This is a genomic window from Mycobacterium sp. P7213 (assembly GCF_900604305.1).
GTDB lineage: Bacteria > Actinomycetota > Actinomycetes > Mycobacteriales > Mycobacteriaceae > Mycobacterium.
Genome location: NZ_UWOA01000122.1, coordinates 1 through 595, shown reverse-complemented (window position 1 = coordinate 595; position 595 = coordinate 1). Strand labels below are relative to the sequence as shown.

Here is a 595-nt window from a genome sequence, read left to right as displayed (position 1 = left end):
CTCCTGGCACGCCACCGAACCCGCGCCACCCCAGAAATCACCGGCAGCCAGCACATCGTGCACGATCGCCTGGTGCTCAGCCTCCAACGACGCCGCCTGAGCACGAATCAACGCACCGTGGGCATCCACATCACCGAACTGGTAGTTAATCGACATAGTCGTAGTTCCCCTTCTAGCTCGACAGGATCTGCTGCGAAGCAGCTTCCTGCTGCTCGTAGTGGTTAGCGTCGCGAATCAACCCATCCCGCACCCCGTGCAGCATGTTCACGATGTTGCGAAACGCGGTCTGCATCTGACCCATGGTGTCCATCGAGGTCCGCTCCGCCAGACCACCCCAGCCCGCACCGGAGATGTTGGTCGAAGACACGACGATGCCCTGTTCGCGCCGCCATCCCGGGGTGTTCCGACAACCAGTCACTTGAGTCGGTGGAAACGTAAGGACGACACCGCAACTCGGGAGCAACGTGGCGGATGTCCAGCAGTGCCTGCAGCATCCAGAAACCCTCGACGTTGACGGTGATGTCGGTGCGAGTGCTCGGGTCCATCACTACCCTCCTCTACCGGATTGTTCGCTGGACGTGGCTAGTGGAGTGGA

1 protein-coding gene and 2 pseudogenes are annotated in these 595 nt (G+C 61.0%); all 3 read right to left on the bottom strand.

All coding sequences use genetic code 11. The features are described 5' to 3' along the window. The coding region (locus EJK91_RS21500) for a WXG100 family type VII secretion target (protein WP_206430463.1) at positions 1-156 on the bottom strand (156 nt) is incomplete at its 3' end. A 16-nt stretch (positions 157-172) separates the two neighbouring features. Beyond that, positions 173-364, bottom strand: a pseudogene (locus EJK91_RS21495) (WXG100 family type VII secretion target); the annotation flags it as partial. 22 nt (positions 365-386) lie between these two features. After that, a pseudogene (locus EJK91_RS22070) lies at positions 387-545 on the bottom strand (ESX secretion-associated protein EspG); the annotation flags it as partial. Positions 546-595 lie beyond the last annotated feature (50 nt).